This is a genomic window from Saccharopolyspora erythraea NRRL 2338 (genome assembly GCF_000062885.1).
Classification (GTDB): domain Bacteria; phylum Actinomycetota; class Actinomycetes; order Mycobacteriales; family Pseudonocardiaceae; genus Saccharopolyspora_D; species Saccharopolyspora_D erythraea.
Window position 1 is genome coordinate 5,944,857 of record NC_009142.1, and the last position, 14,988, is coordinate 5,959,844.

The 14,988-nt window shown below is 70.4% G+C and carries 13 protein-coding genes; 6 read left to right on the top strand and 7 right to left on the bottom strand.

The features are described from left to right. Position 1 precedes the first annotated feature (1 nt). Positions 2–1,378: a serine hydrolase domain-containing protein gene (locus tag SACE_RS25655; protein ID WP_009950302.1), complete on the top strand. Its 1,377-nt coding sequence runs from the start codon at positions 2–4 to the stop codon at positions 1,376–1,378. Positions 1,379–1,780: 402 nt separating this feature from the next. Here SACE_RS25655 and uvrA read toward each other — a convergent pair whose 3' ends face one another. Next, entirely contained in the window at positions 1,781–4,642 is a 2,862-nt protein-coding gene (gene uvrA, locus SACE_RS25660; protein WP_009950301.1) for an excinuclease ABC subunit UvrA, read from the bottom strand. Between the two features lie 569 nt (positions 4,643–5,211). Between uvrA and SACE_RS25665 the strand changes: the two genes are divergently transcribed. The 3 genes from SACE_RS25665 (at position 5,212) to SACE_RS25675 (ending at position 7,482) form a co-directional block, all read left to right on the top strand. Continuing rightward, positions 5,212–5,997 (top strand): maleylpyruvate isomerase family mycothiol-dependent enzyme, encoded by a 786-nt coding sequence (locus SACE_RS25665; RefSeq protein WP_009950300.1) that lies wholly within the window; start codon positions 5,212–5,214, stop codon positions 5,995–5,997. Positions 5,998–6,403: 406 nt separating this feature from the next. Further along, positions 6,404–7,081 (top strand): MBL fold metallo-hydrolase, encoded by a 678-nt coding sequence (locus tag SACE_RS25670; RefSeq protein WP_009950299.1) that lies wholly within the window; start codon positions 6,404–6,406, stop codon positions 7,079–7,081. Next, on the top strand, positions 7,060–7,482 hold the full coding sequence (locus tag SACE_RS25675; RefSeq protein ID WP_009950297.1) for a hypothetical protein: 423 nt from the start codon (positions 7,060–7,062) through the stop codon (positions 7,480–7,482). The genes SACE_RS25670 and SACE_RS25675 overlap by 22 nt, the downstream gene beginning before the upstream one ends. A 114-nt stretch (positions 7,483–7,596) precedes the next feature. Here SACE_RS25675 and SACE_RS25680 read toward each other — a convergent pair whose 3' ends face one another. From SACE_RS25680 to SACE_RS25690, 3 genes are read right to left on the bottom strand one after another with little or no spacing between them, the layout of a single operon-like run. Then, on the bottom strand, positions 7,597–7,878 hold the full coding sequence (locus tag SACE_RS25680) for a hypothetical protein (RefSeq protein ID WP_011874680.1): 282 nt from the start codon (positions 7,876–7,878) through the stop codon (positions 7,597–7,599). Between the two features lie 47 nt (positions 7,879–7,925). Beyond that, positions 7,926–9,320 carry a hypothetical protein gene (locus SACE_RS25685; protein WP_009950295.1) on the bottom strand — a complete coding sequence of 465 codons (1,395 nt, stop codon included), beginning with the start codon at positions 9,318–9,320 and terminating at the stop codon, positions 7,926–7,928. 6 nt (positions 9,321–9,326) lie between these two features. Then, positions 9,327–9,656, bottom strand: coding sequence for a hypothetical protein (locus SACE_RS25690; RefSeq protein WP_009950294.1), 330 nt, complete (start codon positions 9,654–9,656; stop codon positions 9,327–9,329). A 70-nt stretch (positions 9,657–9,726) separates the two neighbouring features. Here SACE_RS25690 and SACE_RS25695 point away from each other — a divergent pair, with 70 nt between their 5' ends. Both SACE_RS25695 and SACE_RS25700 read left to right on the top strand, forming a co-directional pair. Next, entirely contained in the window at positions 9,727–10,821 is a 1,095-nt protein-coding gene (locus tag SACE_RS25695; protein WP_011873748.1) for an IS630 family transposase, read from the top strand. A gap of 144 nt (positions 10,822–10,965) precedes the next feature. Next, positions 10,966–11,967: a LacI family DNA-binding transcriptional regulator gene (locus SACE_RS25700; RefSeq protein WP_037306473.1), complete on the top strand. Its 1,002-nt coding sequence runs from the start codon at positions 10,966–10,968 to the stop codon at positions 11,965–11,967. Positions 11,968–12,082: 115 nt separating this feature from the next. On the opposite strand, the gene SACE_RS25705 is transcribed toward SACE_RS25700, so the two are convergent. From SACE_RS25705 to SACE_RS25715, 3 genes are all read right to left on the bottom strand, one after another. Further along, positions 12,083–12,853 (bottom strand): hypothetical protein, encoded by a 771-nt coding sequence (locus SACE_RS25705; protein WP_009951278.1) that lies wholly within the window; start codon positions 12,851–12,853, stop codon positions 12,083–12,085. A gap of 39 nt (positions 12,854–12,892) precedes the next feature. After that, the gene (locus SACE_RS25710) at positions 12,893–13,615 is read right to left on the bottom strand and encodes an SDR family NAD(P)-dependent oxidoreductase (RefSeq protein ID WP_009951276.1); all 723 of its coding nucleotides are present in this window, start codon (positions 13,613–13,615) and stop codon (positions 12,893–12,895) included. Positions 13,616–13,759: 144 nt separating this feature from the next. Continuing rightward, positions 13,760–14,836 carry a C45 family autoproteolytic acyltransferase/hydrolase gene (locus tag SACE_RS25715; protein WP_011874682.1) on the bottom strand — a complete coding sequence of 359 codons (1,077 nt, stop codon included), beginning with the start codon at positions 14,834–14,836 and terminating at the stop codon, positions 13,760–13,762. Between the last annotated feature and the right edge of the window lie 152 nt (positions 14,837–14,988).

Sequence of the window (14,988 nt, forward strand, 5' to 3'; positions counted from 1 at the left end):
GATGACACAGCGCGAGCTGGCCGGTGCGGTCGAGGCGGCCGCGACGGAGTTCGGCATCCCCGGCGTCGCCGCCGGGGTGTGGGCGGACGGCCGGGAGATCCGCGCGTCCCACGGCATCACCAGCGTCGACAACCCGCGCCCGGTCGACGAGACCACGCTGTTCCACCTGGCGTCGGTGACGAAGACGTTCACGGCGACCGCGCTGGTGCGCCTGGCCGCCGAAGGGAAGGTGGAGCTGGCGGCACCGGTGCTCCACTACGTCCCCGAGCTGCGGCTCAGCGACGAGCGCGCCGCCGCGAAGATCACGGTGTGGCACCTGCTCAACCACACCTCGGGACTGGACTGGAACGTCGTCGAAGCCGGTGACGAGGCCGACTCGCTTGCCGGGTTCGTCGCCAGGATGGCCGGACTGCCGATGATCGGCGAGCCCGGCGAACGCGCCTCTTACAGCCAGGCCGCCTACAACCTGGCAGGGCTGGTCGTCGAGAAGGTCACGGGCCTGCCCTTCGAGAAGGCCGTTGCCTCTTTGGTGCTGGAGCCGGTCGGGCTGACCAACACGTTCTTCGACCTCGACGACGTCGTGGTCCGGTCGTTCGCCGTCGGGCACAACCGCGGCGACGACGGGGAGCTGCGGTTCGCGCGGCCGTGGAAGGCGTGGCGAGCCGGCGCCCGCGGCAACGACCCCGGCGGGGGCATCGTGTCGTCGGTGGGCGACCTGCTGCGCTGGGCCCGCTTCCACCTCGGCACCGGAGACGGCGTGCTGCCCGCCGATGCGCTGCACCGCATGCGGGAGCAGACGGTCGCGCTGCGGGCGAGCTCCCTGGGCGACGGCGTCGGGATCTGCTGGTTCCTGCGCGACGTCGGCGGCGTGCGCACCATCGGGCACGGCGGATCGGGCAACGGCCAGTTCGCCGAGCTGCTCATCGTGCCCGAACGGGACTTCGCCGTCGTCTCGCTGTCCAACGCCGGACCGGACGGCCACCCGTGCAACCGGGCAGTCGTCCGGTGGGCGCTGGAGCACTACCTCGGGGTGGTGGATCGGGACCCGCAGCCGGTGCCGCACGACGACACCCGGGCTCGGGAGGTCGCCGGACGCTACGAGAACGACGCCATGTACCTCGACATCGCCACCGACGGCTCCCGGCTCACTCTCGGCGTCGGGATCAGGCCGGAGATCCGCCACGCCTCGGACGTCGAGATGGCCCCGGACTACCCGCCGGCCGCCGTCGGTTTCCTGCCCGGCGACGGCGACGAGTACATCGTCACCGAGGGCGGCCTGCAGGGGGAGCGCGGCTACTTCACCCGCGACGGCAGCGGCGCGGTCGTGGGCGCGGACCTCGGGGGCAGGCTTTTCGGCCGCGTCCCCGCCGCACGCTGACCAGGTCGGGCCTACTGCCCGCGCCGCTCGGCCGCCCACCTGACCAGCCGGGCCAACCACCCACGCCGCCTGACGGGCCGGACCGGTTGCGGCGCACTCGGCAGCCCGCCTGACCAGGCCAAACCCACCGCCCACGCCGCTCGGCCACCGTCTGACCAGCCTGACCGACCACCGCGCCGCCCGCCGCCCACCTGACCAGCCTGACCGACCACCGCGCCGCTTGCCGCCCACCTGACCACGCCAGACCGACCGCCGCGGCCCGCCTGACCAGACCGGACCGACGCCGCTCGCCCGGCACCCCGCCTGACCTGGCGCGGCCTGACCAGGCGGGATCGCCGCTGTGGGAGAACCGGCGCCGGGTCAGCCCTCGGCGCGGACCAGCCTCGGAACCGGTCCGGGACCTCAGCCCTCGGCGAGGATCGGCGCCAGGAACCGGCCGGTGTAGCTGTCCTCGACCTCGGCGACCTCCTCCGGAGTGCCCTCCGCGATCAGCTCGCCGCCGCCGTTACCGCCCTCCGGTCCCATGTCCAGCACCCAGTCCGCGGTCTTGATGACGTCGAGGTTGTGCTCGATGACGATCACCGTGTTGCCCTTGTCCACCAGGCTGTTGACCACGCCGAGCAGCTTGCGGATGTCCTCGAAGTGCAGACCCGTCGTCGGCTCGTCGAGGATGTAGACCGTCTTGCCCGTCGAGCGCTTCTGCAGCTCGCTGGCCAGCTTCACCCGCTGCGCCTCACCGCCGGACAGCGTCGGCGCGGGCTGCCCGAGCCGGACGTAGCCGAGGCCGACGTCAACCAGCGTCCGCAGGTGACGGTGGATGGCGTTGATCGGCTTGAAGAACTCCGCGGCCTCCTCGATCGGCAGGTCCAGGACCTCGGCGATCGTCTTGCCCTTGTAGTGCACCTCCAGGGTCTCCCGGTTGTACCGGGCGCCCTTGCACACCTCGCACGGCACGTAGACGTCGGGCAGGAAGTTCATCTCGATCTTCAGCGTGCCGTCGCCCGCGCACGCCTCGCACCGGCCGCCCTTGACGTTGAAGGAGAACCGGCCCGGCTGGTAGCCGCGCACCTTGGCCTCGGTGGTCGCCGCGAACAGCTTGCGGATGTGGTCGAAGACTCCGGTGTAGGTCGCCGGGTTCGACCGCGGGGTCCGCCCGATCGGCGACTGGTCGACCTGCACCAGCTTGTCGACGTTGCCCAGCCCGTTGACGCGGGTGTGCCTGCCGGGGACCTGGCGCGCGCCGTTGAGCTTGTTCGCCAGCACCGACGCGAGGATGTCGTTGACCAGCGTGGACTTGCCCGAGCCGGACACCCCGGTCACCGCCACCAGGCAGCCCAGCGGGAACGACACGTCGATGCGGTGCAGGTTGTGCTCGCGGGCGCCGACGACGGTGAGCTGGCGCTTGGGGTCGTTGCGCCGCCGGGTCTCCGGCAGCGGGATGTGCTTGCGCCGCGCGAGGTAGTCGCCGGTGATCGACGCCTCGTTGTCGAGCAGTTCCTTGTACGGGCCGCTGTGCACGACCTGACCGCCGTGCTCACCCGCGCCGGGACCGATGTCGACGATCCAGTCGGCGCTGCGCACGGTGTCCTCGTCGTGCTCGACGACGATCAGCGTGTTGCCGAGGTCGCGCAGCCTGCTCAGCGTCTCCAGCAGCCGGTGGTTGTCGCGCTGGTGCAGGCCGATCGAGGGCTCGTCGAGCACGTAGAGCACGCCGACCAGTCCCGAACCGATCTGGGTGGCCAGCCGGATGCGCTGCGCCTCACCACCGGAGAGCGTGCCCGCGGCGCGGTCCAGCGACAGGTAGTCCAGGCCGACGTCGAGCAGGAAACCCAGCCTCGCCTGCACCTCCTTGAGCACCCGCCCGGCGATCATCTCCTCGCGCGGGCCGAGCACCAGCCCGTTCAGGAAGTCCGCGCACTCGCGCACGCTGAGCGCGCTGACCTCGGCGATGGACATCTCGCCGGTCTCGGCGCCCTCCATCGTCACCGCGAGGATCTCGGGCTTGAGGCGGGTGCCGTCGCACGCCGGGCACGGCACGTCGCGCATGTAGCCCTCGTACTTCTCGCGCGCGTAGTCGGACTCGGTCTGCTCCAGCCTGCGTTCCAGGAACGGGATGACGCCCTCGTAGTTGGCGTAGTAGGAGCGGGTGCGGCCGTAGCGGTTCTTGTAGCGCACGTGGACCTGGTCGTTGGTGCCGTGCAGCACCGCCTTCTTGACCTTGGTCGGCAGCCGGTTCCACGGGGTGTCCATCCGGAAGCCGATCGCCTCCGACAGCGAGGTCAGCAGCCGGGTGAAGTACTCGGCGGTGTGCCCGCCCGCCCACGGCGCGATCGCGCCTTCCTCCAGCGACAGCTCCTCGTCGGGCACGACCAGCTCCGGGTCGACCTCCTTGCGGATGCCCAGGCCGGCGCAGTCCGGGCAGGCGCCGTAGGGGGAGTTGAAGGAGAACGAGCGCGGCTCCAGCTCGTCGACTCCCAGCGGATGTCCGTTGGGGCAGGCCAGGTTCTCGGAGAACTTGCGCTCGCGGTGGGGGTCGTTCTCCTCGGCGTCGACGAACTCCAGCAGCACCAGGCCGTCGGCCAGCCGCAGCGCGGTCTCGACCGAGTCGGTCAGCCGCTGCTTGGCGGTGGGCTTGACGGTGAGCCGGTCGATCACGACCTCGATGTCGTGCTTCTCCTGCTTCTTCAGCTTCGGCGGGTTCTCCAGCGGGTGCACGACGCCGTCGACCCGGGCGCGGGCGTAGCCCTGCGACTGCAGCTTCTCGAAGAGGTCGACGTACTCGCCCTTGCGGCTGCGCACCACCGGGGCCAGCACCTGGAACTTGGTGCGCTCCGGCATCGCCAGCACCTGGTCGACGATCTGCTGCGGGGTCTGCTTGCTGATCGCCTCGCCGCACACCGGGCAGTGCGGCTTGCCCGCGCGGGCGTAGAGCAGCCGCAGGTAGTCGTAGACCTCGGTGATGGTGCCCACCGTGGACCGCGGGTTGCGGCTGGTCGACTTCTGGTCGATGGAAACCGCCGGCGACAGGCCCTCGATGAAGTCGACGTCGGGCTTGTCCATCTGCCCGAGGAACTGCCGGGCGTAGGCGGACAGCGACTCGACGTAGCGTCGCTGCCCCTCGGCGAAGATCGTGTCGAAAGCCAGGCTCGACTTCCCGGAGCCGGACAGCCCGGTGAACACGATCAGGCTGTCCCGGGGCAGATCGAGGTCGATCCCGCGCAGGTTGTGCTCACGGGCGCCGCGGACGACAAGGCGGTCAGCCACTGCAATCCCTTCGAAGTTCTCGCCGGGTCGGGTGCGACCCCCCGGCGGTGCGGGCCCGGTGTCGGGCGGGCCCGGGTGTGGGCAGGAGGCGGTGCCGGCCCCAACGGGTCAGCGAGCACGTCCCGGGCGAGACACCGGCGTCGGGCACCGCGGTGGTGCACCGGAGTGGTGCACCGACCAGTGCACCGTGGTGCACCGCGTTGGTGCGCCGGTTGGCCCACCGTGCCGGTGCACCGGTTTGGTCCACCGTGCCGGTGCACCGGTTTGGTGCACCGCGGTCGGCGCCGGGGTGAAACGCCTGCAGGACGTCGCACATCAATGCTATTCGGGGGCACCGACAGTCTCGGATCGCGTCCGGTCCACCACCGCGTGACCTGTGTCCACTGTCACTCGCTGTCACCTGAACGAGTGACTGGCCGTGAGGACGGCGTCACCGCGCCGGGGCCTCGTCCGACAATACGCAAAATTACCCCGGAATGGGCACTGTCGGCCTCGGCGCCATCGCATCTACTCTCGAAACCTCACCGGCGTGCAGCACCGGCAATCCCCTTTTGAAGCGAGGACGACCCATGGCTGACATCGCTCTCGGGGCCGGCGACCGTAGCAACATCGACAGCACCACCGGCGCCGCGCAGCTAGCCCACCGGACCTCGGTCGCACTGGCCGCCATCGAGCAGGCCGGCGACCGCTTCATGGAGACCGCCAGGAGCCTCGACGAGCTGTCGATCCACGGGCCGAGCCTGCTGCCGGGGTGGACCCGGGCGCACGTCATATCGCACGTGGCGCGCAACGCCGACGGGTTCCTGAACCTGCTGCGGTGGGCGCGCACGGGCGTCGAGCACCCCATGTACGCCAGCGCGTCGGACCGCGACGCCGACATCGAAGAGGGCGCGGTGCGCGGCAGGCAGCTGCTGCTGGAGGATCTCGCGGCGTCGTGCGAGCGCTTCGCCCGCGCCGCCTGCGAGCTGCCGGTGTGGGCCTGGACCGCGGAGGTCCTGGACTGGGCGGGCGACCCGATCCCGGCGCACGGCGTGCTGCGCGGGCGCCTGCTGGAGCTGTGGGTGCACCTGGTCGACCTCGACCACGGCTTCGGGTTCGACGACATCCCGCGCCCCGACGTCGAGGAGATCCTCGAGGACGTCGTCCAGCAGTTCGGCGGCAGGCACGACGTGCCCGCGCTCACCGTCGTGGTCGACTTCGACGGGCGGGAGCGCAGCTGGGAGCTGCGCGGGACGACGTCGCGGCCCAGCCAGGTGCACGGCGACCCCGGCGCGATGCTGGGATGGCTGCTCGGACGCACCAGCGGCGAGCGGCTCACCGGCGACCCCCTGCCGACCCTGCCGCCCTGGCTCTGAGGGTCGGGGGCTCGGGCGTTCTGCGTTCTCCCGCAACGGAAGTGCGCGATCGTCCCATTCGCAACACCCGTAGCTTCCGGCTCGGGCTGCCGGGCCGGGGCTGTTGATCCAGCGCGCACGCCTTTGTTCGCTGCGCACGCCTTTGTTCGCTGCACGGGCCGTGGTCTGCTGCACGGGCCGTGGTCGTCGGCTGCATGGGCAGTCGTCGGCTGCATGGGCCGCTGTCCCCGCCGCCTGGAAGGTGTCCGGTGCCTGGGCCGCGTCCGCTCCCTGCCCGCCGCCTGGGACGTCGTCCGCCGCCTGGGTTGCCGCCCACTGCATGGGCGGGGGCGGATGATCCCCCGCACAGGGGCCTCACCCACGGCTGATGTGAGCCGCGCCTCCCCGGGCCGTTAGGCTCGCTGGCGTGGAGCCACGAGGACAGTACACGGGACACGTCGAGGCCGGCGGCGCTCCGGCCCGGCGCGAGCTGGACGAGCTGACCATCACCAAGATGTCCGTCGGCCCGATGGACAACAACGCCTACCTGCTGGTCTGCCGCAGGACCGGCGACGCGTTGCTGATCGACGCGGCGAACGACTCCGAGCGGCTGGCCGACCTGCTCGGCCACGACGACCAGCGCCCCCGCCTGCGCACGATCGTCACCACCCACCGCCACGGCGACCACTGGCAGGCGCTGGGTGCGGTCGCGGGCCAGACCGGCGCCTACACCATGGCCCACCCGGCCGACGCCTCGGAGCTGCCGGTGCCGCCGGACCGCCTGGTCGAGCACGGCGAGACGATCCAGGTCGGCGAGGCCGCGCTGGAGGTCATCCACCTGCGCGGGCACACGCCGGGTTCGATCGCCCTGCTCTACCGCGACCCGGCCGGTCACCCGCATCTGTTCACCGGCGACTCGCTGTTCCCGGGCGGGGTCGGCAAGACCACGTCGCCGGAGGACTTCCGCTCCCTGATCGACGACGTCGAGACCCGCGTCTTCGCCGAGCTGCCCGACGACACCTGGTTCTACCCGGGGCACGGCGACGACTCCACCCTCGGTGCCGAGCGCCCCAAGCTCGCCGAGTGGCGCGAGCGCGGCTGGTGACCGACCTCGCCGGCCGCGTCGCCGCCGAAGTCGAGCGGCAGCACCGCCTGCTCGCACGCTGGCTGGGGACCGAGTGCGACTCGTCGGTCATCGACGAACTGCGCGAGTCGCACTCGCCCGGCTTCACCATGACCACCGTGGAAGGCGCGGCCCTCGCCGCCGAGGACCTCTTCAGCGACCTGGCCGAATCCCGCAACACCACGCCTGGCCTGGAGATCGCCGTGAGCGACATCGAGCTCGTGACGTCCTCGCCCGACCTCGCGGTGGTGCGCTTCCGCGAAACCCACCGCCACCACGGCAGAACCACCCAGCGCCGCACCACCGCCGTCCTCCGCCAGGACCCAGCCGCCCCCAACGGCTTCCGCTGGCAGCACGTCCACGAAACCACCATCAGGTTCTGACTTTCGGGTCCTGGGTAGGAGAATCCCGCGAAGGAGCACCGGTGCCTGGCCGGCTACTCCTCGACCCTGGCGGCAAGCGCAAGAAGCCTCTCGTCGCCGTCTCGGCCAGGTCGATCAGGACGGGTAGGCGATGTCCATCGAACCGAACCGCGCAATCGCGGCCAGCAGCAGCACCATCGGTGGCAGGAACCACCACCAGGACAACCAGCGACGGGCAACGGGCAGGGTTCGAAGCAGTCCGCCCAGCACAGCGAGCAGACCACCGGCGAAGGAACTCACCTGGATGGCGGTGAGCACGTCGTCGTCCCATGGTCCGCGCGGGCTCATCAGGAACGACGAGGCAACGGCGTAGAGCGTGACGAGGTCCAGCACGAGGCAGAGAACCGCGCTGATCACCGTGGCGGCAACGCGTCGCTTCGGTCGTCGGCTCGGTGAGGTCGCCGTCACTGCAATGCCTTCCGTGCTTCGGGCAGATGCTGCACCAGGGTTTTACCGTACGCTGCGGCGTCGGGGTTGGTGTTCCAGTTCGGCCCGCCGTTGTAGCGCGCCCCGATCTCGGCGTACATCTCCTTGCGCTGCTCGTCGGTCATCTTTTCCGGCGGGACATCGGCGTATCCGCTCTGCGCCTTGAGATCGGCCAAGTGCTGCGCGCTGATCAGGACGTTGGTCCGGGGATCCTCGGCGGCGGCCCTGATCTCGTCTCGCTGCTCGTCGGTGAGGTGTTCCGGGTCGTAACCCAGCACCTCGGCCGCCCGACGGGTTTGGATGGACAGCGGGCCGTAGGAGACATCGTCCGGTGAACCACCAAGACGGCTCGGCAGGTTCTCGGGAGTTACCGGGAGCCAGCCGTCCTCGGCCATGTCCCGACCGGTCTGGGCCAGGTCGTCCCACACCCGGCCTTTGCCGCCGACCTCCTGCCACGCGATTCCCGCGACCAGTTCCGGGGGAAGTCCCGTTTCCTCGGCAGCAGCGTTGATCGCCGCCTTGTTGTCGTGGATCCACTGCCTGCGGAAATCGTCGGAGTTCTCGGTTAGGAAGTAAGAGGTGGTCGTGCCTTCAGGCAGACCCGCTGCGATCTCCTGGAAGCGTTTGAGCGTCGGGCTCACCTTCGCGTTCGGGTCCGATGCCTGCACGTCGCTCTTCGGACCGCTGCCAGGCAACGCGACGTTGTCGTCGCCCCTGGCCTCGCCCGCTTCCTTGGTCACTTCGTCGACGCCGGCGATGATGGCCGCCGCGTCCTTGGAGTTCGCGCGGAAGTCGGGCAGGGCTTCGTAGCCGTCGCCTAGCTCGGCCAGGCACGCCCGGCGCGCGTTCTCCTCGATCGTCTTCGCCTTCTCGAACGAGCTCTTGGTCTGTTCGTAGAACCGTTCGGCGTTGGCACGGATGGAGTCGACATCCATGCCCAGTTCCGCGATCCAGTCGAAGAATCCCGTGGTCGCGCGGATGTCCTCCCACTGGCGCATCGGTTCGGCTTCCTGCGCGGTCCGGGTAACGGCGTCGGCAACCTTGCCGATCTCGTCAGCGAGCTTCCGCTCGGTGGCCTTGCCTTCGCGCATGATGCGCTGGGCCTCCCCCAGCTTGGGCGAGTAGTCGGTCAGTGCACGACCGGCTTTGGCGAACGCCGTGCTCAGCGCGTCGACCAGCCCGCTGACGTCGTCGAGGCGGGCGTCGTACTGCTCACGACCACCGCCCTGCCACCGGGTCTCGTCCTTGGCCCGCCGCACGGACGGCTTGACCGACTCCAGCAGGTTGTGCATCCGCCGGAACTCGTCGCCATTGCGCATCACCAGTTCAGGTGCTGCTTCTTCGAGGAACTCGACGTCGGCGTAGTAGGCCATTTCCGATCACCGCTTTCCCGGCGGTACGAAGACGCCGGAGGTCAGGAACCTTTCCAACTCGTCCCGGACGTGGCCGTCGACGGTGACGTGCTCCTCCCCGACGGCCCTGAGCTTGGTCGCCAGCGCGCCAAGCAGCGCGACGAGATCGCGGCACTGATCGGCGGCGAAGTTGGTGAACTTCTCGACTTCCCCGCCGACAGCGGGGTGCGCTCTGGGCGGGCGCGCCATGGTGGCGGTGTCGCCGTCGAGCCGTCCTTCCTGAAGCAGGCCGGCCTGCTCAGCAAGCAAGTGCGAGTTTCCATCGATGGAGTCGGGATCAACGAAGAAGCCGGTCATGAACGTCCTCCTCCCCACGCGGCGTCCGAAACTAGTGTCCTGAGTTGGAAGTTTGTTGTATGTTTTGGTGATGGGTCGTAGAGGTCCGCGTTTGCCCGATTTGGCGTTGACGGACGCTGAACGGGAGACGCTTCAGAGGTGGGCGCGTCGCCCGAAAACCGCGCAGGCGTTGGCGTTGCGGGCACGGATCGTGCTCGCCTGCGCCGAGGGAGTGTCCAACATGGACGTATCGCGGCAGTTGCAGATTTCCCCTCCGACGGTGACGAAGTGGCGCCGCCGCTTTGTCGCTGATCGCCTGGAGGGATTGTCGGACGAGCCCCGGCCGGGTGCCCCGCGCACGATCACTGACCAACAGGTCGAAACCGTGATCGCCAAGACACTGGAGGAGGCGCCGCCGAACGAGGACTCGCATTGGTCGACTCGTTCGATGGCGAACGCGGTCGGGATGTCGCAGACGGCGATTTCCCGGATCTGGCGGGCTTTTGAGCTCAAGCCGCACCTGGTGCAGACCTGGAAGCTCAGCACCGATCCGCTGTTCGTGGAAAAGGTCCGAGACGTCGTCGGCCTCTACCTGGACCCACCGGAAAACGCCCTGGTCCTCTGCGTCGATGAGAAATCCCAGATACAGGCTCTGGATCGCACCGCGCCGATCCTGCCGGTCATGCCCACCACCCCGGCGCGCATGACCCACGACTATGTCCGGCACGGCACCACCAGCCTGTTCGCCGCCCTGGACGTGGCCACCGGATCCATCATCAGCCAGCACTACCGGCGGCACCGCCATCAGGAGTTCCTGAAATTCCTGAAGACCATCGACAAGAACACTCCCGCCGAACTGGACTTGCACCTGATCTGTGATAACTACGCGACGCACAAGACACCCGTGATCAAGAAATGGTTGTTGCGCCACCCGCGCTTCCACGTGCACTTCACCCCCACGAGCGCCTCCTGGCTCAACCTCGTCGAACGGTGGTTCGCCGAGCTGACCAACCGCAAACTCCGCCGATCCGCCCACCGCAGCGTCACCGAACTCGAAGCAGACGTCCGCGCCTGGATCGAATCCTGGAACGCCGACCCCACACCCTTCGTCTGGACCAAGACCGCCGACGAAATCTTCCAAACCCTCGCAGCCTACTGCCAACGAATTAACGACTCACGACACTAGCGGCGGGCAAAAGGTGAGTTCTTCCTATTGGCCCGAGATCACTCGAAGAGCGGCATCCAGCACGCCCCGAATGCCCTGCACAAGCAACGGCCCCGCCTTCGGTCGGTGTTCGCCGGGTGGGGTGTGGCGACTACCGTACGGGTGGTGAGCGCTGACGCCCCGGTTACGTTGGTGGAGGTCGCCCGGGCGGCCGGGGTCTCCAAGACCACCGCGTCCGACGCCCTGCGGCGGTCCGGCCGGGTGTCGGAGAAGACGCGGCAGCTGGTGGCCGAGACGGCCGATCGGTTGGGGTACACGCCGAACCTCTCCGCGCGGTCGTTGCGGGCGGCGACTACGGGGGCGATCGGGCTGCACCTGCCGGAGGTCCTGACGCGCTCCGAGTACTACATGTCGTTCGTGTTCGGCGTGATCGACCAGGCGTCGCGGCACGACTACGACGTCACGCTGCTCACCTCGCGCGGCGCGAGGGCGCGGGCCGCGTTCCACCGCCTCGACGGGGTGGTGCTCGGCGACCCGCTGGTGACCGATCCGGTGGTGCACGGCCTGCTGGCCTCGTCGGTGCCCGTGGTCACCTGCGAGCGGTTCACCGGCGACGCCGAGCCGGCGGGGACCGTCCGCTCGGACCACGCCGCGATGCTGTCCCTGCTGTTCGACCGGCTGCACGACGCCGGGGCCGCGCGGCCGGCGCTGCTGGCGTCGAGCACCATCACCGACTGGGGCGCGATCCTGCAGCGCGCCTACCGCGAGTGGTGCGAGCGCAGGGGAACCGCCGTCCGGCTGCGCGAACTGCCTTACGGCGCACCGCCGGAGGTCACGCAGGACGAGATCCGCGCGCTGCTGTCCGCCGAACCCGGCATCGACGCGCTCGTCTGCGCGCCTGACGGTTCGGCGGCGGCCGCCCTGCCGGTGCTGCGTGAGGAGGGCCGGGAGGTCGGGCGCGACGTGCTGCTCGCCGCATGCGTGGACAGCGGCCCGCTGGCGCACACCGATCCGCCGATCACCGCCATCGACCTGCGCCCGCGCGAAGCCGGTGCCGCCTGCGCGGAGCTGCTGTTCGACCTGCTGGCGGGGAGAGCGGACGAAGGCGCGGTGCGCGACCTGCCGATAGGGCTGGTGGAGCGGGGGTCGACGGCACCGCGGGGCTGAGTCGGCGGAACGACGCCGGCGGCTGGTCCAGCCGCACATCCCCGCGGTCGGTCGAGCCGGTTCACCTCCCGGCGGCCCGTCCAACCGGTTCACCCCCCGGCGACCAGCGAGCCGTTCACATGCCGGTGATCGCGTGGAAGTCCTCGCCCGAGTTGAGGCGCCGGACGAGGTCCAGAACGGCGGGCGATCCGCCGTGGGCCGCGACCCAGCCGTCCACTCGGCACGCCGCCTCGGCGTAGGTGCGGGGGTCGGCCGCCGCGGCCTTCAGCCAGCCGTCCAAGGTCTCCGGGAGCGGTTCCGCCGCCGGCACCAGGCAGCGGTCGGGCGCCGTCGCCGGTGCGAGATGGCGCGGGTCGCCGGAGACCAGGACGGCCAGGCCCTCGTCGAACCACTGCGGCACCCGCGCACCTGACGAGTGCAGCCGGGTGTGCAGTTCGACGTGCGACATCTCGTGCGAGGCGATGACCGGGTCCACGCCGCGCGGCGAGAGCATCACCGCGCTGTTCAGCACGGCGACGCCGCGTTCCCCGCCTCCGCCGATCCGCCGGTAGCAGCCGTCGGTGAGACAGGCGACGATCCGCGGGGAGCTCACCCTGCCGCCGTAGAAGCGGTCGACGCGCCGGTTCGCCTCCTCCACAGCGGATACCACCTGCTGCCTCCGGGATGCCGGTAGGCCGGGTTCCGCGTAGACGCCCGGTGCCACCCGCTCCAGCCCGTAGCACCCGGGACACGTCGTGGCCGCGAGCGGGGGAAACCACACCACCACGACGGTCACCGCTGCCACCAGTGCGATCGCGAGCGCGGCGAGCAGCCACGCCAGAACCCGCCGGGCCCCTCGACCCACCTCATCGCCGTCGAGACTGCCGATCAGGGCGAGCGACCGCAACGAACGTCAACCGCCGCGCCGCGGGCGACCACAGCCAGGTCATCGCGAGTCCGGGGTCGGAGGCTTGGGTTGCTGACCGCAGGCGAGCCGTTCCGCCTGCTCGACGACGGCCGTCCGCCACTCGGCCGGGACGACGGAGAAAACGCCGTCGTCGAGGGTCCGCAGGGCCTCGCGGGCGACATCGGCCGGATCGGCCCCTTCGGACGACATCCCGGTGGCGACCAGCGCGGGGCAGATCATGCTCACCCGCACGGGTGTGTCGGCCAGCGCCATCGCCGCATGCTGCGCGACGGCGGTGACCGCGTGTTTGGACGGCCCGTACGCTCCCCCGCCCGGGAAAACCGCCAGTCCCGCCAGGGATGCGGTGATCAGCACGTGAGCACGCTCGCCGGACGCGAGCAACTTCGGCACGAACGCGCGCAGTCCGTTGACGACACCCACGACGTTGACGCCGAACACGCGGTCCCACTCGCCGGGCGGGACCTCCCACGGTGCGCCCAGTGAGGCCCCCACCACTCCGGCGTTCAGGCAGACCAGCCGCGCGTCCGGTGCCTTCGCCGCGAGAGCGTCCATCGCCGCCTGGTCCGAGACGTCCGCCGGCACGCCGGTCGCGTCGAGCCGCGTCGCCACCTCGGAGAGAGCGTCGGTGTCGGTGTCGGCCAGCACCAGGTCAGTGCCCCTCGCCCGCAGCTCCTCCGCGAGCGCCCGCCCGATCCCGCTCGCCGCTCCGGTGACGACAGCGGTCTTGATTCCAGTGCTCAAGGAGGTCCTCCGGGGGAACGCGGACGGGCAGAAAGATCAAGCACGAGGTTAGCCCGGAAGACCGCTCTCCCGAAGCGAATATCGTCCTCTATCCACTGTGGAGTGTCGCGATCGGCGGCCGACTCTTCGTCGCGGCTGGGGCGCTCAAGCCGTCCACTGCCAGCTCTCCGCCGAGACGCCGCAGGGGCCGCCCTCGTGGACGCCGAGCCGGGCGGCGGCCAGGTCGAGGGTGAGCGTCGCCAGCGTCTGCCCGCGCCGGTGTGCCGGCAACGCCTGGTCGGCGTGGGCGCACACCGGTGCGCCGTCGGCGTGGTGCGCGTGCAAGGCGCGGGCGCGGGCGGTCGGGTCGTCGGCGGAAAGGGCGTGCGTGCGCTGCCGCAGCAGGGCGTGCCGCTGGTAGGTGCTCGACTCCGCTTCGGTGGTCCGCTCCCCCGCGCTCAGCTCAACGTCCAGGAAGTGGTTGGTGTGCAGGAATGTTCCGGTGCCGTCCGGTTCGAGTCCGGCGACTCCTGCCGGTGACAGCTCCAGTCCGCGCACCTCACCGCGCTCTCCGTCGAAGGTGGCGACGGTGATCAGCGAGGACGCCGACAGGCGGGCCGAGCCCGCGATGGCGACCGCCTCGCCGACGGTGCTCGCCTCGTCCAGGATGCGGCGTGCGACCACGTGCACCGGCACCCCGATGTCAGCGCTGTCGCGCACGTGCCGCAGCACGTTGAAGTGCACGCCGAGCCCCGCGCTGTTCACCCCGATCTTGCCGAGCACGCCGAACTCGGTGAAGGTGTGCACCCGGTGCCCGGCGCGGGGCTCCAGCGACCAGATCACCATGCCGTCGGCCAAGGTGTCGTGCCAGTCCCAGGTCTGCACCGTGCGCGGCGCGACTCCGGCGCCGGGCAGCACGACCGACGTGGAGCACTCGCCTTCGCCGTTGCTCGCCGCTGCGGCCAGGATCTCGGTGCGCGCGTTGAGCGCGGCGACCTGCCACGTCGGCAGTCCGCAACCCTCCGCCACGTCGGCGATCTCCTCCGCGAGCGCGGGTGCCCACGCCGCGGTCTCGGCGTGCGCCTGCTCGCTCCAGCCGCGGACGTCGGAGGCTCCGACGGCGGCGAACAGCTCGGCATAACCGGCGTAGGAGCGTTGGACCTGCTTCCGCCAGGCGCGGCCGAAGCCACGCCCGCGCTGCGCCGGGTCGAGCTCGTCGGACCGGTGCACTGGCAAGGACATTCGAGACTCCTCCTACCCGGGGCCGCCGTGGACCCGCTTCACTCGACGCCGCTGAGCCCGTGTCCCAGGCGAGCTCGGAGGCGAGCGCCCCGAGCCCGGTCGCGGTGGTACCGGTGAGATCGACCTCGTCGGTGGTGAGCGCGAACAGGATG